Source organism: Streptomyces aurantiogriseus, from assembly GCF_014649375.1.
Classification (GTDB): Bacteria; Actinomycetota; Actinomycetes; order Streptomycetales; family Streptomycetaceae; genus Streptomyces; species Streptomyces aurantiogriseus.
Window position 1 is genome coordinate 155,293 of record NZ_BMSX01000007.1, and the last position, 20,761, is coordinate 176,053.

Here is a 20,761-nt window from a genome sequence, read left to right on the forward strand (position 1 = left end):
GGAAGGCAGGACAGATGACCTCCGACCCCGCCGACCTGACCGCTGCCGACTACCTCGACGGCGCCCGCGAGATGGCCGCCGCCGACCGGCCCTACCTCGCTCACCTGCTCGCCGAGGAAGCCGCCCGGCGCACCGCCGCCCCGGCCACCGCCGCCGGTATCCGTGCCAGCTTCCCCGACCCCACCACCGCCCGGAAGGAGAACCACTGATGCCCTCCCGCGACAACTTCCACTCCGTGATGCGGATCGGCCCCGTGCAGATCGGCACCCACCGCGACCGCCACGGCCGCACCAAGCACGCCGCCGTGTGCACCGCCGACCGCTGCGGCTGGTCCGCCGACTACTCCAGCTCCTCCGCCGCCCAGCTCGCCGCTCGCACCCACCGCTGCCGCGTCCGCTAGGAGACCCCGCCATGGATGTCCCGCTCTGGTTCGCCCTCGCTGTCGTCGGCTACCTCGGCGTCAAGTTCCTCCGCCCGCCCTGGTGGCTCGTCGCCGTCCTCCTCCTCGGCGGCTACCTCCTCGCCGACAGCGTCCTCGCCCCCGCCATCGACACCGCCATCACGAAGTAACCAGCCCGGAAGGGAGAACTGCCATGTTCCGCCCGAAGATCCCCACCATGCCCACCCCGACGGGGCTCGTCTCTCCGCCCGCCGTCGTCGAGCCGACCACCGTGGTCCAGCACACCCCCACCACGCCCGCCCCGGCCCCGGTTCCTGCCGCACAGACCCCGTTGCGGCCCACCGTCCAGCTCACCCCGGGCACCGCTCTCGCCCTCGTCGGCGGTGGCACGGCCGTGGTCCTGGTCGTCGGCGCCGTCCTCGTCTCCATGCTCCTGGCCGTCGCCATCACCGGCGCATCCATCGCCATCTGCGCCCTGGTGATCCGCTCCCTGATCACCGCCGAAGCCAAGCGACGCTGACCGGCTCCCAGGGCGACGCACAAGCCGCCAAGCACGCCGCCGCTCCTGGGCCGGGTTCCGCAAGCCAACCGCCATCGCCAAGGAGAACGCCATGGAAGCGCACATAGCCGCGAGCATCCTGCCGTTACTCGGCTGGGCCGTACACGGCGGCATCCTCACCCGCCGCCTCGCCTCCGCCCGCCGCGACCCGCTCACCGGCCTGCACACCCGCGCCGGATGGACCGCCCGCGCCGAACACCTCCTCCGCCGGCACCCGCACGCCGCCGTCCTCCTGGTCGACCTCGACCACTTCAAGACCCTGAACGACACCCACGGCCACGCCGCCGGGGACGCCGCGCTCGCCGAGACCGCCGACCGCCTGCGCACCTGGTGCGGACGCAACGGCACCGCTGGCCGCCTGGGCGGAGACGAATTCGTCGCCGTCGTCCGGGACCTGGCCGCCGCCGACCTCGACACGCTGACCACCGCACTCCACCGGCCGCTGCTCTACGAGGGTGTCTCGCTGCCGCTGGCTGCCTCGATCGGTGCCTGCCGCATCGCCGAACTCCCGGTGCCCACCCTCACCGATGCGCTCACCGCCGCCGACGCGGCCATGTACGCGGCCAAGGGCCGCACCCGCCGGGGCTCCCGAACCTCTCACTGAAAGGCCACCGGGTGGCGCACAAGCCGCCAAGCACGCCGCCACCCGGGGCCGTTCCTTCCAACCGCAATCGAAAGGAACCACCATCATGGCCCAGCACCCGCCCACCTCGCCGAGGATCTGCCCGGCCTGCGACGGCTTCGCCTCCGTCGCCATCACCCTCGGCGGCCGCGACGCCCGTGGCCACCTGCGCACCATCACCGCGCACTGCCCGGCCTGCCAGGGCACCGGCACCGCCCGCACCCGTCGCAACCGGGAGGGTGCCCGTGCCTGAGCAGCTGCTCGACCCGACCACCCTCGGCGATCTGCTGAGGGTGGCTGCGGCGTCCGACTACACCCGCTGGGAAGACCAGATCCGCCGCACCGGCGGCTGCTCCGACCCCATCCACCTCACCGGCTGGACCCTCACCAAGGACAAGACCACCGGCGAGACCCTGCACCACTACTCCACCGAACACGAGCCCGGCGGACGCCTGCGCCTTGCCTGCGGCAACCGGCGCGCCTCCCGCTGCCCCTCCTGCGCGTGGACGTACGCGGGCGACACCTACCACCTCATCCGCGCAGGTCTCGCCGGAGACGACCGCCGCGACATCCCCGCCACCGTTCGCGACCACCCCCGCGTCTTCGCCACCCTCACCGCCCCCTCCTTCGGCCGCGTCCACAACCGCCCCGACCATGGCGCCTGCCGCTGCGGCACCCGCCACCCTGCCGACGACCCCGCCCTGGGCACCGCCCTCGACCCGGTCATCTACGACTACGCGGGCGCGGTGCTGTTCAACAACCACGCCGGGCAGCTCTGGCAGCGCTTCACCAACCGTCTCCGGCGTGAGATCGCCGCCCGCGCCGACCTGTCCCAGCGAGAGCTGAAGGAAGCCGCCCGCCTGTCCTACGGCAAGGTCGCCGAGTTCCAGAAGCGCGGCGCCCTGCACTTCCACGCCGTGATCCGCATCGACGGCCCCGACGGACCGGCCACCCCGCCCCCAGCCTGGGCAACGGCCGACCTCCTCACCGACGCCATCCAGGCCGCCGCCGCCCACTCCTACACCTCAGTCTCCGTCCCGGCCGCCAAGGACCAGCCCGCCCGGACCTTCCGCTGGGGCACCCAGCTCGACGTCCGCCCGGTCAAGGCCTTCGGGGACGGCTCCGACATCACCGAACAGGCCGTCGCCGCCTACGTCGCCAAGTACGCCACCAAAGCCGCCGAGACCACCGGCACCCTGGACCGCCGCATCGGCGAACTCTCCGAACTCGACCGCCACCACGTGCCCGACCACACCCGCCGCCTCATCAAGGCCTGCAAGGAACTCGACCCCCTCTACCCGGACCGGCGCCTGTGGGCCTGGGCTCACATGCTCGGTTTCCGGGGCCACTTCTCCTCCAAGTCGCGCCGCTACTCCACCACCCTCGGCGAACTCCGCCAGGCCCGCGCCGACTTCCGGGCCGCACAGGAACACGCCGCCCTCGGCCTCGAGGACCAGGAGCCGGACACCGTCCTCGTCCTGGCCGACTGGCAGTACGCCGGACACGGCCACACCCCCGGCGAATCCGCCCTCGCCGCCACCATCGCCCGCGACCTCCAACTCAACCGCGAAACCGCCCGCGAAGCCCTACGCGACCAGCTCGCCTGCGAAAGGGAGTGCTGACCATGGCCTCACAGCTGCCCAACCGCTTCCTGACGCCTGAGGACCTGGTCGAGATGTTCGAGCTTCCCAGCGTCGAGACCGTCTACCAGTGGCGGCGCAAGCGCACCGGCCCCCGCGGCTTCCGAGTCGGCCGGCACCTTCGCTTCGACCCGAGCGACATACGGGCCTGGGTGGATTCGCAGCTTGGGGAGGCTGCCTGATGGCTGGGCACATCCAAGACCGCTGGTACAAGAGCGTTCCCGGCCCAGACGGCAAGCCGGTGAAGGTCAAGAGCGACCGCTACGGCAATGGTCTCCGCTACCGAGCCCGGTACGTCGGTCCCGATGGCACCGAGAAGAGCCGATCCTTCCCAGACCGTCAGAAGCGGCGGGCGGAAGAGTGGTTGGCCGAGACTGCTGCCGACATGTCCCGTGGTCAGTACGTCGACCCCAGGGCCGCCCGAACGACCTTCCAGCAGTACGCGGAACGCTGGCTCGCCGGGCTGACGACCGACCTGAACACACGCATCGGAGCGGAGACCCGCCTTCGGCTGCACGCCTTCCCTCGCATCGGGGCGCGTCCGCTTGGGTCCTTCCGTCCGGTCCACATCCGTGAGTTCGTGCGCGACCTGGAGAACGACTCGATCGGCGGCACCTACGCCCGCAACATCTACGCCAACGTCCGCGCGGTGCTCTCGGCCGCCGTGGATGACGGCCACCTCGCCCGGAACCCGTGCTCGGCTGCGTCGGTCCGCCCGCCCGCCGCCTCCTCCGCCCGAGTCGTGCCCTGGCTCCCCTCCCAGGTGCGTGCGGTCCGCGATGCCCTGCCCGAGCGCTACCAAGCCATGGTCGATGTCGGCAGCGGCTGCGGTCTCCGACAGGGCGAGATCATCGGTCTGGCCGAAGACACCTTGCAGCTCGGCAGCGACACCCTTCGGGTCACCACTCAGGTCAAGCTGATCCGGGGCGTCGCCGTCTTCGCTCCTCCCAAAGGCAACAAGGAACGGGACGTACCGCTGCCGTCCTCGGTTGCCTCCGCCCTGCGGCGGCACATGAAGAGTCACCCGCCCGTGGCCATCAAGCTGCCGTGGATCCGACCGGATGGCCCGCTCACCGAGCGGCGCCTGATCTTCACCAACACAGCCGACGGGATCGTCTGGCGAAGCAACTTCAACGTCCAGGAGTGGAAGCCCGCCCTTGCGGCCGCCGGCCTCATCCCGACACCCGAACCCGGCAAGCCGTACGCATCCGCCCGGCAGCATGGAATGCACGCGCTTCGCCACTTCTACGCCTCGGTCCTCCTGGACGCGGGCGAGAGCATCAAGGCCGTGAGCGAATACCTCGGGCACTCCGATCCGGCGATGACGCTGCGGGTGTACGCCCACCTGATGCCCACCAGCAGCGAACGAGCCCGCCGGGCCCTGGACGGCGTCTTCGGCACGGCCCAGGAGCCCTGACGGCCCAGAGACGGCCCAGCGGGCACAAGACAGCCCCCTACTGGCGACAACATCGCTGGTGGGGGGCTTCTTCGTGCCCGGAGTACATCAGTTCTCCGGGCTTAGGCATAGCCTTTCAAGTGTCGCAGATCGTTTAGGGTGCCCCGATGCCGCCGCCCTGTTGCTCCAGGCGCTCCTTCAGCATCTGCTCGTTGCGCGGCAGTTCCTTGCGGGTCTGGGGCTTGACGACGAGGGGCACGAGGACCTTGCCGAGGCCGTGGCCCTCGAAGTCGAGTTCCAGCGTCACGCGGGAGCGGCGGCCGTCGTCGAGCGGGTCGATCTCACCGTGGACATGGCCGCGCACCGGGCCGTCGATGCCCTGCATGCCCCAGGCGTGCGGAGGGTCGCACTCGGTGATCTCCATGGTCATCGGTATCTCACGGCTGCCGACGTGGCGGGTGACCCGGACCCGGGAGCCGACACCGATCGGCCCTTCGTCGAGCCGCTCGGCCGAGACCGCGCTCGCCTGCCATTCGGGCAGGTGAGAGGGTTCGATGACGTACGTCCAGACCTCGTCGGGGGTGCAGTCGACGTCGATCGTTTCACGGAAGTCGGACATGATGCCCGCCCCCTTCCAGGAGATCCCCCCTGTAAGAGGTTGCAGCAGAATCGTCCCACTGGTCCGCCCGGGAGACCAACCGTGCCCACGACAACGGGCCCCCGTCCCGAAAGGGACGGAGGCCCGCTCAAGCCGCATACGTGCTGGTCAGCCGGTGCTGGTCAGCCGGATCCCACGAAAAGGACGAACAGAAGCCACACCACGGGAGCGGTAGGCAGCAGCGAGTCCAGCCGGTCCATGATGCCCCCATGGCCGGGGAGCAGGGTGCCCATGTCCTTGATGCCCAGGTCGCGCTTGATCATGGACTCGCCGAGGTCGCCGAGCGTGGCGCTGGCCGCGACCGCCAGGCCGAGCAGCAGGCCCTGCCACCAGGTGCCGTCGTCGATCAGGAACTGCATGCACAGCGCGCCCACGACCATCGCGAACGACACCGCCCCGAGCAGGCCCTCGCGGGTCTTGCCGGGGCTGATGCGCGGGGCGAGCTTGCGCTTGCCGAAGCGCCAGCCGACGGCGTACGCACCGGTGTCGCTGACGACCGTCAGGAGCAGGAACGTCAGTACGCGCTGCGCTCCGTCGTCGGCCGTGAGCATCATGGCGACGAAGGTGGCCAGGAACGGGACGTAGAAGGCCGCGAAGAGACCGGCCGTGACGTCCTTGAGGTAGCCCTCCGGCGGTTCCGTCATCCGCCAGACCAGGACGGCCAGCGCGGTCAGGGCCATGGCGACCCACGCGCCCTCGGCGCCCCGGACGTACCCGGCGACGACCATCGCCGCGCCGCCGAGCGCGAGCGGCACGAGCGGCGCCTTGATGCTCTTGCGCTCCTGCAGCCGGCTGGTCAGCTCCCACAGGCCCACGACGACGGCGATCGCTATGACGCCGACGAACACGGCCTTGACGACGAACAGCGAGGCGACGATCACCGCACCGAGCCCGACCCCGACTCCTATGGCCGCGCCCAGGTCACGGCCCGCGCTCTTCTTCTGCGGTGCGGGAGCCGGCTGTGAGGCGTCGGGCATGGGATCCGGATTCTGCGGCACCGCCGCATGGGGCTGCGCCGACGGGGTCTCGTCGCGGTACATCTCGTGCGGGGACGTCCCGCCGTGGAACGTCTCGTCTCGGAACAGGGGGCCGCCCGGCCGAGCGGCCCCCCGGTCGTCATCCTGGTTTCCGCCGGGAGCGGGTACGTCGGGGACGATGGGCATGGGGCGAGTCTGCTGCGCCTCAGGCGCATCGTACGCGGGACCCGCCGGGGCAACCCCCTGGGCGGGTCCCCGGTCGGTGGGGCCCCAGTACCCGGCCTGAGAACCGGCATGCGGCGGAGCGCCCCAGGAAGAGTCGTTCATCAGACCTCGAGCAGCTCCGCTTCCTTGTGCTTCAGGAGCTCGTCCACCTGGGCGACGTACTTCGCGGTGGTGTCGTCGAGCTCCTTCTCCGCACGGCGGCCCTCGTCCTCGCCGACCTCGCCGTCCTTGACGAGCTTGTCGATCGCGTCCTTGGCCTTGCGGCGGACGGAGCGGATGGACACCTTGGCGTCCTCGCCCTTGCCCTTGGCGACCTTGATGTACTCGCGGCGGCGCTCCTCGGTGAGCTCGGGGAACACCACCCGGATGATGTTGCCGTCGTTGCTGGGGTTGACGCCCAGGTCGGAGTCGCGGATCGCCTGCTCGATGTTGCGCAGCGCGCTCTTGTCGAACGGGGTCACGACCGCCATGCGCGGCTCCGGCACGGAGAACGAAGCCAGCTGGTTGATCGGCGTCGGCGCGCCGTAGTAGTCGGCCACGATCTTGTTGAACATCGCCGGGTGCGCACGGCCGGTGCGGATCGCGGCGAAGTCCTCCTTGGCGACCACGACGGCCTTCTCCATCTTCTCCTCGGCCTCGAGGAGGGTCTCTTCGATCACCACTTGCTCCTGCGTGTCTTGAGTAGGCCCGGCTGCGGTTCCTTGCGGGGGCGGCGGCCGGCTGCGTCGCGTCTTCTTCCTGCACGGTTCCCGACCGGCAGGACATTGTCCATCCCCCGACCAGGGTCCGTCCCCCGGTCAGGTCTTGTCGTGCGAACCCGGGTTTTCACCGGTCGAACCGGGGGTGTCGCCGGTCAGGCCCGGCTGCCTTCGTCACCCACAAGCGTGCCGATCTTCTCACCCTTGACGGCCCGCGCGATATTGCCCTCGGCCAGAAGCTCGAAGACGAGGATCGGGAGCTTGTTGTCGCGGCACAGCGTGATCGCGGTGGCGTCGGCGACCTTCAGCTCGCGGGTGATGACCTCGCCGTAGCCGAGCGAGTCGAACTTGACCGCCTCCGGGTTGGTCTTGGGGTCGGAGTCGTAGACGCCGTCCACACCGTTCTTGCCCATCAGCAGCGCCTCGGCGTCGATCTCCAGGGCGCGCTGCGCGGCGGTCGTGTCGGTGGAGAAGTACGGCATGCCCATACCGGCGCCGAAGATGACCACGCGGCCCTTCTCCAGGTGGCGCACGGCGCGCAGCGGGATGTACGGCTCGGCGACCTGCCCCATGGTGATGGCGGTCTGGACCCGGCTGTCGATGCCCTCCTTCTCCAGGAAGTCCTGGAGGGCGAGGCAGTTCATCACGGTGCCGAGCATGCCCATGTAGTCCGAGCGGGCCCGGTCCATGCCGCGTACCTGGAGTTCGGCGCCGCGGAAGAAGTTGCCGCCGCCGATGACGACCGCGATCTGCGCCCCGTCACGCACGACGGCCGCGATCTCACGGGCGATCTTGTGCACCACGTCGGGGTCCACGCCCAGGCCCCCACCGCCGGAGAATGCCTCTCCGGACAGCTTCAGCAGGAACCGGCCGCGTACTTTGCCGTCGTCGCTCTTCTGGGCCTTGGTGGTCATGGGAGATCCCGCCTCTTTCACGTGGTGCACATGCGAAGAAGGCCATTGCCGGTGGGGTGTCGTTCGCATCCCATGCGCGGCAATGGCCTCCTCGTCAGATCTGCTGTCGTCCGTCACACGTCCAGTGACGATGTATCCGGACGACTGCTGCCGACCCTATCGGGGCCGGGCGTCCGTCGCGGTACGGACTCAGATGCCGACCTTGATGCGCGTGAAGCGCTTCAGGGTGACACCGGCCTCGTCCAGGATCTTCTGGACCGACTTCTTGTTGTCGAGCGCGTACGGCTGGCCGAGCAGCGTGGCGTCCTTGAAGAAGCCGTTGAGACGACCCTCGACGATCTTGGCGATCGCGGCCTCGGGCTTGCCCTCGGCGCGGGTGGTCTCCTCGGCGATGCGGCGCTCGGACTCGACGACCTCGGCCGGCACGTCCTCCTTGGAGAGGTACTTCGGCGCGAAGGCGGCGATGTGCTGAGCGACGCCCTTGGCGACCTCGGTGTTCGGCTTGTCGAGCTCGACGAGGACACCGATCTGCGGCGGCAGGTCGGGCATCGTGCGGTGCATGTAGGCGAGCACGAAGCCGTCGGCGAACTGCGCGAAGCGGTCCAGGACGATCTTCTCGCCCAGGTTGGCGTTGGCCTCGTCCACGAACGCCTGGACGGTCTTGCCGGGCTCGATCTCGGAGGCGAGCAGGGCCTCGAGGTCGGCCGGGGAGGTCTTGGCGACGTGCTCGGCGATGGTCTTGGCCACGGCCTGGAACTTGTCACCCTTGGCGACGAAGTCCGTCTCGCACTTCAGCTCGACGAGGACGCCGGAGGAGTTGTCGTCGGCGATGATCGAGACGACGGCACCGTTCTCGGCGGAGCGGCCCTCGCGCTTGGCGACGCCCTTCTGGCCCTTGATACGGAGCGCCTCGACGGCCTTGTCGACGTCACCTTCGGCCTCGTCCAGGGCCTTCTTGCAGTCCATCATGCCGGCGCCGGTGAGCTCGCGGAGCTTCTTGACGTCGGCGGCGGTGTAGTTCGCCATGAGTCTGTGAGTCTTTCTCGAAGTCTGGGAGATCGGAGATCCGGGGTCTGCGGTCTACTTGTAGAGGTGGATCCGTGTAGATCGCTGACTCACCGCTGACCTACGGGTGAACGGCGGGAGCGGACTTCATGCCGGCGCTCCCGCCGTCACCCACGGACGCTGACGGTCAGGCCTGCTCGCCCTCGGCGGCCGGCGCCTCAGCGGGGGCCTCGGCGGCCGGCGCCTCAGCGGCGGGCGCCTCGGCAGCAGCCGGAGCCTCGGCAGCCGGGGTCTCCTCGGCCTTCTTCTCACCCTCGAGCAGGTCGCGCTCCCACTCGGCGAGCGGCTCGCCCGCGGCCTTCTCGCCCTTGCCCTCGGCGGCGACGCCGGAGCGGGCGATGAGGCCCTCGGCGACGGCGTCGGCGATCACGCGGGTGAGCAGGGTGACGGAGCGGATCGCGTCGTCGTTGCCCGGGATCTTGTAGTCGACCTCGTCGGGGTCGCAGTTGGTGTCGAGGATGGCGACGACCGGGATGTTGAGCTTCCGGGCCTCACCGACCGCGATGTGCTCCTTCTTGGTGTCCACGATCCAGACGGCGCTGGGGACCTTGGACATCTCGCGGATACCGCCGAGGGTCTTCTCCAGCTTGGCCTTCTCGCGGGAGAGGACCAGGAGCTCCTTCTTGGTCAGACCCGACGCGGCGACGTCCTCGAAGTCGATCTGCTCGAGCTCCTTGAGGCGCTGCAGACGCTTGTAGACGGTGGAGAAGTTGGTGAGCATGCCGCCCAGCCAGCGCTGGTTGACGTAGGGCATGCCGACGCGGGTGGCCTGCTCGGCGATGGCCTCCTGCGCCTGCTTCTTCGTGCCGACGAACATGACCGTGCCGCCGTGGGCGACGGTCTCCTTGACGAACTCGTAGGCGCGGTCGATGTACGACAGCGACTGGAGCAGGTCGATGATGTAGATGCCGTTGCGCTCGGTGAAGATGAAGCGCTTCATCTTCGGGTTCCAGCGACGGGTCTGGTGACCGAAGTGGACGCCGCTCTCCAGCAGCTCCCGCATCGTGACGACGGCCATGGCCGTTCTCCTTGAGTTTCTCGGTTGTGCCGCGGGGGCCGGACGGCTCCCGCGCCTGACGCCCGCGGTGCGCCGAGCCACGAAGGACCGAGGGGCGCAGATACCGGGAGACCGAGCGGTGTCGGCCCCGGTACCGGGGCGTGCGAAGTCGACCCGGTGACCCGGATCGCCAGAAGAAGTGTACGGGACCGGCGGGGCGGCGGGTGACGCCGCTGTCCACAACCGGGGAGTGGTCCACAGGTCGCGGCCGTCATCCACGCAGGTGCGGGACGGTTTCCGGCATGCGTGGACAGCGATACGGGGCCCTGCTGTCGGGCCTCCTCCTCATGGCGGCGGCCACCGCCGCCCGGGCGACTCCGACGCCCCCGACCCCTGCCGACCCGGCGCCACCGGCCCCGCTCCCAGCCCCGGCCATCGCCCGGACCTGGCCGGTGGGAACCCGCCCGGCGGTGGTCCGCGCCTGGGAACCCCCGGCGACGACGTACGCCCGCGGCCACCGGGGCGTGGACCTCGCGGCGCCAGCGGGCGCCCCGGTGCGCGCGGTGGCGGCCGGCCGGGTGTCGTTCGCGGGCCGGGTGGCGGGCAAGGGGGTCGTCTCGGTGGAACTGACAGGAACGGGTGAGCCACCCCTGAGAACGACCTATGAGCCGGTACGGCCGACGGTCACCAAGGACGAGGAGGTGACCCCGGGCCAGGTGATCGGCGAAGTGGAACCGACGGGCTCCCACTGCACGGTCACGTGCGTGCACTGGGGCCTGCTGAGAGGCGGGACCTACCTGGACCCACTGTCGCTGCTCCCGCCGTGGCTCCTGCGCAGAGCCCCGTCGAGGCTGCTGCCGGTGCTGGGGGTACCGCTGCCGTAGCGTGCGGGCTCGGTGGCGCGTCGCTCAGCGCCCGTCAGGGCACAGGGCGGCACCCGCACGCGCCGGGTCGCGCGGGTCGTACGCACCCGTGAGCCGCGGCCCATGGTGCCGCCTGGGGCGATGCGGGTCCCCCGCTCCAGCGAAGCCGAGAGTGGGGGGAGGTTGGGCGCGGACGGCACCCTCGAGCGCCGGGCTGCGCGCCCCACCCCCAGCACCGCCGCCGGGCGACGGATCAACCCCCGCCCGGCGGCGACCTACACCCGAACGCCCCGCAGCACCATCCCCACGGCCGCCTCCGTCACCGCCGAAGGCTCCTCCGCCCCCAGCTCGATCCTCCGCACAGCCGCGTCCACAACGCCCTGCACCAACATCGCCGCAAGCCGGGGCTCCGCGTGCCCCATCTCGCCCAGCGCCTCGACGATCATCGCCACGAGCCCCCCGTGCGCGGCCCGGATCCTCTCCCGCGCGCCGGCGTCCAGCTCACTCGCCGAGATCGCCACGACGGCCCGGTGTCGCCGGTCCCCCACCAGCGCCAGCTGCCGCCGCACATACGCCTCGACCTTGGCCTCCGGCTCCTCCGCCGCGGCCATCGCCGCCTCGACCTCCGCCGCCCACACGGGGAAGTCGACCGCGCACAGCTCCTCGACCACGGCCGCCCGCGACCGGAAGTACTCGTACACGGACGACCGGGCAAGCCCCGTCCGCTCGGCGAGGGCGGGGAAGGTCAGCGCCTCCGTCCCACCCTCGGACAGCAACGAACGAGCCGCGTCCAGCAGGGCGGCTCGCTGCATCGACCGGTGCTCGGCCACGGAGGCCGCTCGAATCCTTGGCACGACGACCACTGTACGGACGCGGCACCCCGGACGGGAGTGACCCGGCCCGCACGGTCGGCATCCGGCCAGGTCACCGAGCGAAGCTCGCCAGTTTCGCGCGCAACTGCAGCACGGACTTGGTGTGGATCTGACTGACCCGGCTCTCGGTCACCCCCAGCACGTTCCCGATCTCCGCCAGGGTCAGCCCCTCGTAGTAGTACAACGTCACAACCGTCTTCTCCCGGTCGGGCAGCGTGTTGATCGCCCGTGCCAGGAACCGCCGCAGCTCCCGGTCCTCGGCCACCTCGACGGGGTTGTCCGCGGCGGTGTCCTCCAGCGTGTCCATGACGCTGAGCCCGTCCCCGCCCTCACCCCCGACGTGCAGCAGCTCCTCCAGCGCCACCACGTTGGCCAGCGACAACTGACTGAACACCGAGTGCAGCTCGTCCACCGGGATGCCCATCTCGGCGGCGACCTCGCATTCCGACGGCGTCCGCCGCAGCCGCGCCTCCAGCGTCGCGTAGGCCCGCTCCACGTTCCGCGCCTTCTGCCGCACGGACCGCGGGATCCAGTCGAGCGCCCGCAGCTCGTCGATCATCGCGCCCCGGATCCGGGTGATCGCGTACGTCTCGAACTTGATCTCCCGGTCGATGTCGAACTTCTCGATCGCGTCGATCAGCCCGAACACCCCCGAGGACACGAAGTCCGCCTGCTCCACATTGGGCGGCAGCCCCACGCTCACCCGGCCCGCCACGTACTTCACCAGCGGGGAGTAGTGCAGGATCAGCTGCTCCCGCAGCCGCTCGTCCCCCGTCGCCTTGTACGACCGCCACAGCTCGTCGAGCGTCGAGGGAGCGGGCGGCCGCACGCTGCCACCGTCGCGGGCGGCTGGGGGGATCGCCGCCCGGTCGGACCCGGAGGTGTGCTGGGGCATTCGTCGCCTTGTGCCGTTCTGCCGTGAAGTACGTGAACTGGGGGTGCCTGGGTGGGCTGTCGGTCTGGTGTCGAGTTGCTGTTCTCTGTGGGGGAATCCTCGTGAGCGTAGCGTGACTGGAGTGTCGCGGTGCGCGAAGGGCGTGGCCCGACCTGTGCGCAGATACGTTCCGCTGACCGCCCCGCCGGGGCACTGCGATCGCCCGGGGTGACCGCGGGGACGCGTCAACTGCGGGTATTTCCAAGGGCTTCGGCGTTCCCCCGGACGGCCGAACCCCCTCGGTCAACACGGGCGTCGCCCCCTTCGCACGGAGACGATCGCCTGGCGTGTCAACTTCCAGCTGTCGCCATGTCGTTCGACGTAACCGAGTGCCCTGAGTTCGTACAGTCTCGCGACCGCGTCGTCCGGGCTGGTCCCGGCCTCGCGGGCGATCTCCCCGGCCACCGCGGCCCGGCGGCCGGGGAGGGCGGTCAGGACGCGTCGGGCGGCCGGTTCCAGCAGGTCACGCGGCAGCACCGGCCCGCGCCGCTCCGGGGCCAGCTCTCCCATGGCGCCGACCAGCTCGACGACCTCCGCGGCGTCCGTGACCAGCGCGGCCTCCCCCCGCAGAAGTTCGTGAACCCCCGCCGACAGGCCGCTGGTGGCCGGACCGGGCACCCCCATCGTGTGCCGGCCCAGCCGCTGCGCCGCACGCGCGGTGACCAGCGAGCCACTGCGGTGGGCCGCCTCGACGACCACGGTGCCCCGGGTGAGCGCGGCGATCACCCGGTTGCGCAGGACAAACCTGCTCGGCGTCGGGTGCTCTCCCGGCGGCAGCTCCCCCACGACCAGCCCCTGTTCCCCGATCCGGTTGATCAACTCCGTGTGGCCGCGCGGATAGGGCCGGTCGACCCCGCAGGCGAGGACGGCGACGGTGGCGCCGCCCGCGCCGAGGGCGCCCCGGTGGGCGGCGCCGTCGACGCCGTAGGCACCGCCCGAGACCACCACCCAGCCGCGCTCGGCGAGGCCGGCGGCGAGGGTGACCGCCATGTGCGCGCCGTACTCGGTGCAGGCGCGGGCGCCGACGACCGCGACCGACCGCAGCGCCCACATCCGCAGACTGGGCCGGCCCCGGACCCACAGCCCCAGGGGGCGGGCGTCCCCGAGGTCGTCCAGCGGCCGGGGCCATTCGGCGTCCCCCGGGCACACGAACCGCACCCCCGCCTCCCGTGCGACGGCCAGGTCCCGCTCGGGTTCGGCCCCCTCGGCCCGCGCCAGGAGCCCGGCCCACCGCTTGGCGGTCACCCCGGGCAACGGCTCCCCGTCGTCCCGCAGCCGGCGCACCACCTCGGCGACCCCGCGCTCGCGCACCCACTGCCCGCCGACCTCGTCACCGGGCTCGAGGACCCGGGTGAGGAAGACCCGGGCCGGCCGTTCCCCGTCCGGCCCGTCGGTGCCGGTCATGTCAGCGCCCCGAGCGCCATCGGTACACCGCGCGGCACTCCCGTGCGCAGTTGCAGCGCCAGGGCGACGTCCGTCGCGTCGGGCCGGTCGTGGCCGAGGAGGTCGGCGACGGTCCAGGCGACACGCAGGACGCGGTCCAGACCGCGGGCGGTGAGCACCCCCCGCTCCAGGTTCCGCTCGGCCTCGTCCATCGCGCCGATCACGGGATGCCAGCGGCTGCGCAGCTCCCGTCCCGGCACTTCGCTGTTGGTCCGCCACGGCGTGCCGGCCAGCCGGGCCGACGCACGTTCCCGTGCCGCACGGACGCGGTCGGCGACGGTCGCCGTGGACTCGCCCCCGGGCCCGCGGTGGGCGAGCTCCGCCCTGCTGACCGGGTCCACCTCGACACGCAGGTCGACCCGGTCGAGCAGCGGCCCGGAGAGCCGGGCCTGGTAGCGGCGGATCGCCGAGGGCGGGCACTCGCACAGGGTGTCCCGCTGCGAGAAGCGCCCGCACGGGCACGGGTTGGCCGCCAGCACCATCAGGAACCGTGCGGGGAACCGCACCACACCCGCACTGCGCGCGATCATGACGTGCCCCGCCTCCAGGGGCTGCCGCAGGGCGTCGAGGGCGTGGCTGCTGAATTCGGGAGTCTCGTCCAGGAAGAGCACCCCGCGGTGAGCCATCGACACGGCCCCGGGACGGGCGATGTTCGCGCCGCCCCCGACGAGTGCCTGCATCGTGGCCGAGTGGTGCGGGGCGCAGTACGGGGGAACGTCGATCAGGGGCTTGCCCGGCGGAAGGAGCCCGGCGACCGAGTGGATCGCCGTGACCTCGAGGGACTCCTCCCGGCTCAGCCGGGGCAGCACGGCCGGAAGCCGCTCCGCGAGCATGGTCTTGCCGGCGCCTGGGGGGCCTTCCAGGAACAGGTGATGCCCGCCCGCCGCGGCCACCTCCACCGCCGTGCGCGCCGAGCGCTGTCCCACGACGTCCGCGAGGTCGTGCCCCTGGTCGTGCGGAGCGGCGCCGCCGCTGTGCATGCCGGTGGCCGCGGCGGTCCCGGGCACCCTCAGACCGGCGAGGAGCGGATCGGGGCGGCCCAGTTCGTCCGGTTCCTCGTCGGGGACGGGCTCGTCCGCGAGGACGGCGATCAGCTGCCGCAGGCTGCGCACCCCGAGCACGGAGACACCCGGCACGAGCGAGGCCTCGGCGGCGGCGCACTCCGGGACGACCACCTGCTCGTACCCGGCGTCCGCCGCGGCCAGCACCGCCGGCAGGATCCCCCGGACCGGCCGCACCCGCCCGTCGAGACCCAGTTCCCCGATCATCACGATGTCGGCGAGCACCCGGGGGTCGATCCGCTCGGCCGCGCCCAGCACGGCGCACGCCACAGCGAGATCGAAACCGCTGCCGGCCTTGGGCACCGAGGCGGGACTCAGGCCGACGGTGAGCTTCTTCTGCGGCCACTCGCCACCCGAGTTCACCACCGCCGCCCGCACCCGGTCCCGGCTCTCGCTCAGGCTCTTGTCCGGCAGCCCCACCAGCGTGAAGGCCGCGACCCCGGGCTCCAGGTCCGCCTGGACCTCGACCACGACTCCCTCGACGCCCACCAGCGCCACCGAGCACGTCCGCGCGAACCCCATCTCAGGCCACCCCCCGCACGTGTTCGACGACGGCGGCCCCACGGCGGGGCAGGACGACGGCGACCAGGTCGATGCGGACGCCGCCCGGCGGGGCTCCCCCGTGCGCCTGGATCCACCGCTCGGCGAGGCCGCGCAGCCGCTGGGCCTTCTCCGGGGTCACCGCCGCCATGGGGTGCTGGAAACCGCCGTCCCTGCGGGTCTTGACCTCACAGACGACGAGGACGTCGCCGTCCCGCGCGACGATGTCGATCTCACCGGTCCTGCCGCAGCGCCAGTTGCGCTCCAGGACCGTCATCCCGGCGTCGGCCAGCCGTCGGGCGGCCAGCTCCTCGCCGTACCTGCCGAGTGCTCCTCGTGCCAGATCCGTGTTCATGTCGGCACCACCTCCGGCGCCAACGTTCACGCATCCGCCGCACCAAAAAGGATCTTGGTGCGCAACTCAGCGATTGTGGATAACTCCGTCACCCACTCGGAAGCTCCAGATCGCTCTTGTTCAGCTCCTCGATGTTCACGTCCTTGAACGTGAGGACGCGCACCTGCTTCACGAACCGGGCCGGCCGGTACATGTCCCACACCCAGGCGTCCGCCATCGACACCTCGAAGAACACCTCACCCTGGACCGAGTGCACCTGCATCTCGTAGTCGTTGGTCAGATAGAAGCGCCGCTCGGTTTCGATCACGTATTTGAACAGACCGACGACATCGCGGTACTCCCGGTAGAGCTTCAGCTCCATCTCGGTCTCGTACTTCTCGAGGTCCTCGGCGCTCATGGCATGTTCCCCTTCAGCCGTGCGATCCCCCCATTGTGCGCCAGTCCCGTGAGCCGCTAGACGATTTCCGTGTCAAGGGTTACGGGCCTGGCCGGGGGACCCTCGTCGAGCAGCCTGCGCAGCAGCTCGGCAAGTCTGGTCGGATACACCGTCTCATGTGCCCGGGTGAGTTCCTGACACGTCCACCAGCGCGCTCCCGCGACGCTGCGCCGCTCCAGCTCGGTCAGGGCCGTGGCCCCGGTCGCCGTCACGGTCGTACGGGCCAGGTAGTACCACTCGTCCTGGTCCCAGCGGCGGCCCGCGAACGGGAAGGAGCACATCCGCTGCCACACCACCGGGCCGAGCTCGACCTCGGTGATGCCCGTCTCCTCGGCGAGTTCCCGCAGCGCGGCCTGTTCACGGCTCTCGTCGCCCTCCACACCGCCGCCTGGCGTGAACCACCAGTCGTCGGCCGGATCGTCCGGCTCGTGGCCGTGCAGCAGCAGGATGCGGTCCTCGGGGTCGAGCAGCACCACCCGGGCGACCTTGCGCAACCCGCCCTCGTACGAGTCGACGCTCGCGTCCGTCGTCTCAGCGGGCACCGGTGGGCTCCGGTCGGGGCCGACGGGCGGCACGCTTGGCGATCGGGCCGTACGCGCCACCGCCGAGGACGAGCACCGCTCCGGCCACGATCAGCCAGCCGATGGTGCCCAGCGGACCCGGCTGGGAGAGGCTGCCGAGCGTCTCGAAGCCGGTGGGGCGCTTGAGCATGCCGTCCATGGGCCAGACGACGGCGTCCACGCGGGCCTTGACCGCGCCGCGCGCGACCGTGCCGCTGGCGGCGTCCGTGAGGTGGGCGGTGGAGTCCAGGGAGCCCTGGCGTTCGTCGCCGAGCAGGAACAGGCGGCCCTGGGGGACCTCCACGGTGGGGAAGTTCTTGATCTCGGCGAGGCTGCCCTCGGGCAGATACGGTTCCTCGATCTGCTTGCCGTTGACGGTCAGCTTGCCGTTCGTGCAGCAGGAGACCGTGTCGCCGCCGACCGCGACGACCCGCTTGACCACGGGCGCGTTGGCCGCCCAGGTCTTGTCGGTGAACACGACGACGTCCCCTCGGCGCACCTCGTCGCCGTCCACCACCTGGGCCAGCACCCGCTCACCGGCCTTGATCGTCGGAGCCATGGAACTGGTGGGCACGGTGTACGGCCGGTAGATCAGCGCCGCCCAGCCGAATCCGCCGAGGAACAGCACGAGGCCCAGTGCGACGGCCACACCGGACAGACGCTGTCCGGTCCGGCTGCCCACCGGGCCACTGCTGGTGCCACCACCGCTGTGCGGGGCCGTACGTGTTGTGCTCTCGCCACCCATGGATCCGCACCCTACCCGGCGGTACCGAGCGGGGTCAGCCCTTCCTCGGGGGCCGAGGTCACAACCTTGGGAAAGGGTTTGCCGAGCGGGGTCAGCGGGTCTCGGACGCCCGCGCGCGCCGACGGCGCCACAGGGCCACCGGGACGACGCCGGCGAGGGCGAGGCCCTCCGGGGCGACCGTCAGGGCGGCGGAGGCCGACGCCTGGGTGTTCAGGCCGTCCTGGTCGAAGGTGTCCGGCACCGGCAGCGTGCCCCAGCGGTTGATCGGCCAGGCCTTGACGATGGCGCGGCCGACGACCTCGTCGACGGGGACCATGCCGTGGTTCTTGTCGGACTGGTTGTAGCGCGAGTCGCGCGAGTTCTGGCGGTGGTCGCCCATCACCCAGATGAAGCCCTTGGGGACCTTCACCGTGAACTGGCCGCCCGAGTCGTCCATGCTGCAGGGGGTGTTGCCGGGGTACACGTACGGCTCGTTCAGCGCCTTGCCGTTGACCGTCAGGGGGCCGGTCTTCTTGCAGGAGACGGTGTCGCCGCCCACGCCGACGACCCGCTTGATGAGGTCCTTCTCCTCCGCAGACGGCATCAGGCCGATCCAGCTGAGGAAGGTCTGCAGGGCGTTCGGCTCGACGGTGGGCTCGCCCGCCAGCCAGTTGTCGGGGTCGTGGAAGACGACGACCTCGCCGCGCTCCGGCTCGGAGCCGAACCACGGGGTGAGCTTGTCGACGAGGACGCGGTCACCCTGCTGGAGGGTGTTCTGCATCGAGTCGGACGGGATCGAGAACGCCTGCACCAGGAAGGTCTTGATCAGCAGCGCGAGAACGAGCGCGATACCGATCAGGATCGGCAGCTCCTTCCAGAAGGAGCGCGGCTTCTTCGCCTGGGGGGCGCCGTCGTCCGGCCCCGGCCCCGTCGTGGGGGGCTGCCCGTCCGCGGGCCCGTCGCCTCCGGCCGCCGGGGAGTCACTCCCGGAGGTCACGGCGCCGTCCGAAGCCGGGTCGGCCGCGTCCACGGGACGTCCGCGGTGCTCCTCGCCGTCGTGCCCGGACCGTGCGCCAACCGCCACATCCCCCACGCCAACTCCTCACTCTGTGCCGCTGCCTGCCCCACGTACGACGCAGGCCCACCACTCCCATAACGAGCGGGAGTTCCGCAGGGCTCGGGAGTCGGATCGTTCCGTTCGGATCGTCGGGAGCAACCCTATGCGACGTCTCGGGAGACGCAGTCGTCCCGACGACCGAGTCGGTCACGGAAGAAAAGGTTTGCGGTTCCTTGAGGGTGTTCCAGTGGCCCAGGGGCCAGGCGATGACCATGGCCCGTCCCACCACCTCCGCCTCGGAGACGGTGCCACCGTTGGTGTCCTGGTGAGCACGGGAGTCCGCGGAGTTCGACCGGTGGTCGCCCATCACCCACAGCCGCCCCTGGGGCACGGTGATGTCGAACGGCGTGTTGGAGGGGGCGTTGCCGGGATAGAGGTAGGCGCCCTCCTCCAGGGGAACGCCGTTGACGGTGACCCGCCCTTGCGCGTCACAGCACTGGACGCGGTCGCCGCCCACGCCGACGACCCGTTTGATGAGGTCCTTCTCGTTGTCGGACGGCAGCAGACCGATGAAGGTGAGAGCTTCCTTGACCTGCTTGATGACGACGGGGTCGTCCTTCTTCGTGGTGGTCTGCTCGTCCTGGAGCCACCCGCCGGGATCCTTGAAGACGACGACGTCCCCGCGCTCGGGCTTGGACCCGAACCACGGGGTGAACTTGTCGACCAGGACACGGTCGCCGATCTGGATCGTCTGCTCCATGGAACCGGACGGGATCACGAAGGCCTGCACGAGGAAGGTCTTCAGGACCAGGGCTATGAGGACGGCGACGCCGACGAGGAGCGGGATCTCCCGGACGGCGCCGCGCCTGCGCTTGCGCTTGACCTTGCGCTGGAGCTTGCGCCGCTCCGCGCGCGTGCGGCCGCTGCCGGGGCTGGCGGTGCGCCGGGCGCCGGTGGGCAGGAGGTTGTCCGCGGCGCTGCTGGGGACGCCGCGGGGCTTGCCACGGTTACCCATGGGCGCCCGCCACGTTCGTCGGAGTGCCCGCGTCGGGCACGCGCGCGTAGGCGCTCGGGCGGTGCAGGCGGGTGAGATGGGCGTAGGGCCAGACGATCCAGTCGGCGCGGCCGATGACGTCGTCGACGGGGATCATGCCTCCGCCCGGTGATCCCAGGTGGTCGCGAGAGTCGCTGGAGGCGCTGCGGTGGTCGCCGAGGACGAACAGGGTGCCCTCGGGCACCTCCACGTCGAAGGGCACCGTGGACGGGCTGTCGCCCGGATACAGGAACGTCGACTCGTCGACCGGCCGGCCGTTCACCTGGAGCCTCCCCTCCTTGTCGCAGCAGACCACGTGGTCTCCCCCTACACCCACGACGCGCTTGATGTAGTCGGAGTTCCCGAAGTACCCGGTGCCGTCGAACACGACGACGTCGCCGCGCTGCGGCTCGGCACCGAAACGGTACGCCAACCTATTTACGAGAACGCGGTCGCCGATCCTCAATCCGTTCTCCATGGATCCGCTGGGAATCTGGAACGGTTTGACCACGAAAGCGTTGAGGAGCAGCAAAAACAGCAGGCAGATCAGCAGAGTCAGGCTGATCCGGCCACCCGGAAGCCAGTGCGTGATCCGCGCCACCAACGCGAAACGCGACCGGTCCTCCGCTCCCTCCGCGTCCGGGGTCTCCTCGGAAACGGAAGGGTGGGAGGAGCGGTCGCGCTCCGTCGGCTGTGCTTCGGTGTCCATCGGGGCCAGATGCTATCCGGCCC

General features: G+C 70.9%; 27 protein-coding genes. 10 read left to right on the top strand and 17 right to left on the bottom strand.

Annotated features, from left to right (window positions below; genetic code table 11):
• Window positions 1-14: 14 nt before the first annotated feature.
• The 9 genes from IE263_RS17070 (at window position 15) to IE263_RS17110 (ending at window position 4,638) form a co-directional block, all read left to right on the top strand.
• Complete coding sequence (locus tag IE263_RS17070) at window positions 15-209, top strand: hypothetical protein (protein ID WP_189937262.1); 195 nt, start codon at window positions 15-17, stop codon at window positions 207-209.
• The gene (locus IE263_RS17075) at window positions 209-400 is read left to right on the top strand and encodes a mobile element transfer protein (protein WP_189937264.1); all 192 of its coding nucleotides are present in this window, start codon (window positions 209-211) and stop codon (window positions 398-400) included. Before IE263_RS17070 ends, IE263_RS17075 begins: the two co-directional genes overlap by 1 nt.
• An 11-nt stretch (window positions 401-411) precedes the next feature.
• Window positions 412-570, top strand: coding sequence for a hypothetical protein (locus IE263_RS17080; protein WP_189937266.1), 159 nt, complete (start codon window positions 412-414; stop codon window positions 568-570).
• Between the two features lie 23 nt (window positions 571-593).
• Window positions 594-920, top strand: a complete 327-nt coding sequence (locus IE263_RS17085; RefSeq protein ID WP_189937267.1) for a SpdD-like protein — start codon at window positions 594-596, stop codon at window positions 918-920.
• Between the two features lie 91 nt (window positions 921-1,011).
• Window positions 1,012-1,563 carry a GGDEF domain-containing protein gene (locus IE263_RS17090; RefSeq protein WP_189937270.1) on the top strand — a complete coding sequence of 184 codons (552 nt, stop codon included), beginning with the start codon at window positions 1,012-1,014 and terminating at the stop codon, window positions 1,561-1,563.
• Between the two features lie 85 nt (window positions 1,564-1,648).
• Entirely contained in the window at window positions 1,649-1,834 is a 186-nt protein-coding gene (locus tag IE263_RS17095) for a hypothetical protein (RefSeq protein ID WP_189937272.1), read from the top strand.
• Entirely contained in the window at window positions 1,827-3,203 is a 1,377-nt protein-coding gene (repSA, locus tag IE263_RS17100; protein ID WP_189937274.1) for a replication initiator protein RepSA, read from the top strand. The genes IE263_RS17095 and repSA overlap by 8 nt, the downstream gene beginning before the upstream one ends.
• Before the next feature lie 2 nt (window positions 3,204-3,205).
• Entirely contained in the window at window positions 3,206-3,403 is a 198-nt protein-coding gene (locus tag IE263_RS17105; protein ID WP_189937276.1) for a helix-turn-helix transcriptional regulator, read from the top strand.
• Window positions 3,403-4,638: a tyrosine-type recombinase/integrase gene (locus IE263_RS17110; RefSeq protein ID WP_189937277.1), complete on the top strand. Its 1,236-nt coding sequence runs from the start codon at window positions 3,403-3,405 to the stop codon at window positions 4,636-4,638. Before IE263_RS17105 ends, IE263_RS17110 begins: the two co-directional genes overlap by 1 nt.
• Before the next feature lie 133 nt (window positions 4,639-4,771).
• Here IE263_RS17110 and IE263_RS17115 read toward each other — a convergent pair whose 3' ends face one another.
• The 6 genes from IE263_RS17115 to rpsB form a co-directional block, all read right to left on the bottom strand.
• A complete protein-coding gene (locus IE263_RS17115) occupies window positions 4,772-5,236 on the bottom strand; it encodes an SRPBCC family protein (protein ID WP_189937279.1) in 465 nt (154 codons plus the stop codon).
• A gap of 161 nt (window positions 5,237-5,397) precedes the next feature.
• The gene (locus IE263_RS17120; RefSeq protein WP_189937282.1) at window positions 5,398-6,579 is read right to left on the bottom strand and encodes a phosphatidate cytidylyltransferase; all 1,182 of its coding nucleotides are present in this window, start codon (window positions 6,577-6,579) and stop codon (window positions 5,398-5,400) included.
• Window positions 6,579-7,136, bottom strand: coding sequence for a ribosome recycling factor (frr, locus tag IE263_RS17125; RefSeq protein WP_044388432.1), 558 nt, complete (start codon window positions 7,134-7,136; stop codon window positions 6,579-6,581). Before frr ends, IE263_RS17120 begins: the two co-directional genes overlap by 1 nt.
• Before the next feature lie 194 nt (window positions 7,137-7,330).
• A complete protein-coding gene (gene pyrH, locus IE263_RS17130; RefSeq protein ID WP_189937284.1) occupies window positions 7,331-8,089 on the bottom strand; it encodes a UMP kinase in 759 nt (252 codons plus the stop codon).
• Window positions 8,090-8,278: 189 nt separating this feature from the next.
• A complete protein-coding gene (gene tsf, locus IE263_RS17135) occupies window positions 8,279-9,115 on the bottom strand; it encodes a translation elongation factor Ts (RefSeq protein WP_189937286.1) in 837 nt (278 codons plus the stop codon).
• Window positions 9,116-9,281: 166 nt separating this feature from the next.
• Window positions 9,282-10,172 carry a 30S ribosomal protein S2 gene (gene rpsB, locus IE263_RS17140; protein WP_189937288.1) on the bottom strand — a complete coding sequence of 297 codons (891 nt, stop codon included), beginning with the start codon at window positions 10,170-10,172 and terminating at the stop codon, window positions 9,282-9,284.
• 281 nt (window positions 10,173-10,453) lie between these two features.
• Between rpsB and IE263_RS17145 the strand changes: the two genes are divergently transcribed.
• Complete coding sequence (locus tag IE263_RS17145) at window positions 10,454-11,035, top strand: M23 family metallopeptidase (RefSeq protein WP_189937290.1); 582 nt, start codon at window positions 10,454-10,456, stop codon at window positions 11,033-11,035.
• Window positions 11,036-11,289: 254 nt separating this feature from the next.
• Here IE263_RS17145 and IE263_RS17150 read toward each other — a convergent pair whose 3' ends face one another.
• The 11 genes from IE263_RS17150 to lepB (IE263_RS17200) form a co-directional block, all read right to left on the bottom strand.
• Entirely contained in the window at window positions 11,290-11,844 is a 555-nt protein-coding gene (locus IE263_RS17150; RefSeq protein ID WP_189937668.1) for a TetR/AcrR family transcriptional regulator, read from the bottom strand.
• Window positions 11,845-11,938: 94 nt separating this feature from the next.
• The gene (gene whiG, locus IE263_RS17155) at window positions 11,939-12,781 is read right to left on the bottom strand and encodes an RNA polymerase sigma factor WhiG (protein WP_189937292.1); all 843 of its coding nucleotides are present in this window, start codon (window positions 12,779-12,781) and stop codon (window positions 11,939-11,941) included.
• A 282-nt stretch (window positions 12,782-13,063) separates the two neighbouring features.
• Window positions 13,064-14,224, bottom strand: a complete 1,161-nt coding sequence (dprA, locus tag IE263_RS17160; protein ID WP_189937300.1) for a DNA-processing protein DprA — start codon at window positions 14,222-14,224, stop codon at window positions 13,064-13,066.
• Window positions 14,221-15,846 (bottom strand): YifB family Mg chelatase-like AAA ATPase, encoded by a 1,626-nt coding sequence (locus IE263_RS17165; RefSeq protein ID WP_189937302.1) that lies wholly within the window; start codon window positions 15,844-15,846, stop codon window positions 14,221-14,223. The genes dprA and IE263_RS17165 overlap by 4 nt, the downstream gene beginning before the upstream one ends.
• 1 nt (window position 15,847) lies before the next feature.
• Complete coding sequence (locus IE263_RS17170; protein WP_189937304.1) at window positions 15,848-16,249, bottom strand: YraN family protein; 402 nt, start codon at window positions 16,247-16,249, stop codon at window positions 15,848-15,850.
• 58 nt (window positions 16,250-16,307) lie between these two features.
• Complete coding sequence (locus IE263_RS17175) at window positions 16,308-16,616, bottom strand: DUF2469 domain-containing protein (protein WP_003993268.1); 309 nt, start codon at window positions 16,614-16,616, stop codon at window positions 16,308-16,310.
• Between the two features lie 56 nt (window positions 16,617-16,672).
• Window positions 16,673-17,197, bottom strand: a complete 525-nt coding sequence (locus IE263_RS17180) for an NUDIX hydrolase (RefSeq protein ID WP_189937306.1) — start codon at window positions 17,195-17,197, stop codon at window positions 16,673-16,675.
• Complete coding sequence (gene lepB, locus IE263_RS17185) at window positions 17,187-17,960, bottom strand: signal peptidase I (RefSeq protein ID WP_189937308.1); 774 nt, start codon at window positions 17,958-17,960, stop codon at window positions 17,187-17,189. The genes IE263_RS17180 and lepB (IE263_RS17185) overlap by 11 nt, the downstream gene beginning before the upstream one ends.
• A gap of 91 nt (window positions 17,961-18,051) precedes the next feature.
• The gene (lepB, locus tag IE263_RS17190) at window positions 18,052-19,032 is read right to left on the bottom strand and encodes a signal peptidase I (protein WP_189937310.1); all 981 of its coding nucleotides are present in this window, start codon (window positions 19,030-19,032) and stop codon (window positions 18,052-18,054) included.
• Window positions 18,920-20,011, bottom strand: a complete 1,092-nt coding sequence (gene lepB, locus IE263_RS17195) for a signal peptidase I (protein ID WP_189937312.1) — start codon at window positions 20,009-20,011, stop codon at window positions 18,920-18,922. Before lepB (IE263_RS17195) ends, lepB (IE263_RS17190) begins: the two co-directional genes overlap by 113 nt.
• On the bottom strand, window positions 20,004-20,738 hold the full coding sequence (gene lepB / locus IE263_RS17200; RefSeq protein ID WP_189937314.1) for a signal peptidase I: 735 nt from the start codon (window positions 20,736-20,738) through the stop codon (window positions 20,004-20,006). The genes lepB (IE263_RS17195) and lepB (IE263_RS17200) overlap by 8 nt, the downstream gene beginning before the upstream one ends.
• Window positions 20,739-20,761 lie beyond the last annotated feature (23 nt).

What these genes read in the sequence shown, in the direction of transcription:
- IE263_RS17070 (WP_189937262.1), top strand. Translation starts at nt 15, where the DNA reads ATGACCTCCGACCCCGCCGACCTGACCGCTGCCGACTACCTCGACGGC.
- IE263_RS17075 (WP_189937264.1), top strand. Translation starts at nt 209, where the DNA reads ATGCCCTCCCGCGACAACTTCCACTCCGTGATGCGGATCGGCCCCGTG.
- IE263_RS17080 (WP_189937266.1), top strand. Translation starts at nt 412, where the DNA reads ATGGATGTCCCGCTCTGGTTCGCCCTCGCTGTCGTCGGCTACCTCGGC.
- IE263_RS17085 (WP_189937267.1), top strand. Translation starts at nt 594, where the DNA reads ATGTTCCGCCCGAAGATCCCCACCATGCCCACCCCGACGGGGCTCGTC.
- IE263_RS17090 (WP_189937270.1), top strand. Translation starts at nt 1,012, where the DNA reads ATGGAAGCGCACATAGCCGCGAGCATCCTGCCGTTACTCGGCTGGGCC.
- IE263_RS17095 (WP_189937272.1), top strand. Translation starts at nt 1,649, where the DNA reads ATGGCCCAGCACCCGCCCACCTCGCCGAGGATCTGCCCGGCCTGCGAC.
- IE263_RS17105 (WP_189937276.1), top strand. Translation starts at nt 3,206, where the DNA reads ATGGCCTCACAGCTGCCCAACCGCTTCCTGACGCCTGAGGACCTGGTC.
- IE263_RS17110 (WP_189937277.1), top strand. Translation starts at nt 3,403, where the DNA reads ATGGCTGGGCACATCCAAGACCGCTGGTACAAGAGCGTTCCCGGCCCA.
- IE263_RS17115 (WP_189937279.1), bottom strand. Translation starts at nt 5,236, where the DNA reads ATGTCCGACTTCCGTGAAACGATCGACGTCGACTGCACCCCCGACGAG.
- IE263_RS17120 (WP_189937282.1), bottom strand. Translation starts at nt 6,579, where the DNA reads ATGAACGACTCTTCCTGGGGCGCTCCGCCGCATGCCGGTTCTCAGGCC.
- pyrH (WP_189937284.1), bottom strand. Translation starts at nt 8,089, where the DNA reads ATGACCACCAAGGCCCAGAAGAGCGACGACGGCAAAGTACGCGGCCGG.
- tsf (WP_189937286.1), bottom strand. Translation starts at nt 9,115, where the DNA reads ATGGCGAACTACACCGCCGCCGACGTCAAGAAGCTCCGCGAGCTCACC.
- rpsB (WP_189937288.1), bottom strand. Translation starts at nt 10,172, where the DNA reads ATGGCCGTCGTCACGATGCGGGAGCTGCTGGAGAGCGGCGTCCACTTC.
- IE263_RS17145 (WP_189937290.1), top strand. Translation starts at nt 10,454, where the DNA reads ATGCGTGGACAGCGATACGGGGCCCTGCTGTCGGGCCTCCTCCTCATG.
- whiG (WP_189937292.1), bottom strand. Translation starts at nt 12,781, where the DNA reads ATGCCCCAGCACACCTCCGGGTCCGACCGGGCGGCGATCCCCCCAGCC.
- dprA (WP_189937300.1), bottom strand. Translation starts at nt 14,224, where the DNA reads ATGACCGGCACCGACGGGCCGGACGGGGAACGGCCGGCCCGGGTCTTC.
- IE263_RS17165 (WP_189937302.1), bottom strand. Translation starts at nt 15,846, where the DNA reads ATGGGGTTCGCGCGGACGTGCTCGGTGGCGCTGGTGGGCGTCGAGGGA.
- IE263_RS17175 (WP_003993268.1), bottom strand. Translation starts at nt 16,616, where the DNA reads ATGAGCGCCGAGGACCTCGAGAAGTACGAGACCGAGATGGAGCTGAAG.
- lepB (WP_189937308.1), bottom strand. Translation starts at nt 17,960, where the DNA reads ATGGGTGGCGAGAGCACAACACGTACGGCCCCGCACAGCGGTGGTGGC.
- lepB (WP_189937312.1), bottom strand. Translation starts at nt 20,011, where the DNA reads ATGGGTAACCGTGGCAAGCCCCGCGGCGTCCCCAGCAGCGCCGCGGAC.
- lepB (WP_189937314.1), bottom strand. Translation starts at nt 20,738, where the DNA reads ATGGACACCGAAGCACAGCCGACGGAGCGCGACCGCTCCTCCCACCCT.